1 protein-coding gene is annotated in these 538 nt (G+C 70.6%); it reads right to left on the reverse strand.

Translation table 11 applies throughout. The features are described 5' to 3' along the window. Positions 1 to 538, reverse strand: a 538-nt coding sequence (locus EFE23_RS27885) for a hypothetical protein (protein WP_199737276.1), incomplete at both ends; no start/stop codon positions are given.

The raw sequence follows: 538 nt of genomic DNA on the forward strand, positions 1-538 counted from the left end.
TGTTCCAGTGCTGGGCGACGATGTCGGCGGCCTGCTGCTCCCACTGCGCGTACGCGTCCGGGTAGGCCGACACCTGCACGGTCTGGGCGGCCTGGGTCAGCGGCATGTCCTGCCAGCCGTCGACCTGCTTGAGGCCCTTCTCGAACGCCAGGGTGGCGTACTCGGGGTTGGTGATCTGCTCCGGCGTGCCCCAACCGCTGGAGGGGCGCTGCTGGAACAGGCCCAGCGAGTCATGGTCGTTCTTCTCGCCCAGGTGCCCCAGGTTCTCCAGCTTCGACTCCTGCAGGCTGGTGGCGATGGAGATCACCGCGGCCCGCTCCGGCAGGCCCGCCTTCTTGGTCGCGGCGATGATCGCCTTGGCGTTGCCGGTCTGCTCGTCGTTCAGGTCGATGCGCGACTGGGCGCCCTGGACACCGTGCGGGATCAGCTTGCCGGCGTCGGGCTTGTCGGCCTGCACGGCGGCGACCGGGGTCAGCGCGGTGGTGGCCGGGGTGGCGTCGTGGTGGTTCAGCGGGCCGGCGGCCAGACCACCGGCGAA

This window comes from Micromonospora solifontis (assembly GCF_003725545.1).
Taxonomy (GTDB): Bacteria; Actinomycetota; Actinomycetes; order Mycobacteriales; family Micromonosporaceae; genus Micromonospora; species Micromonospora solifontis.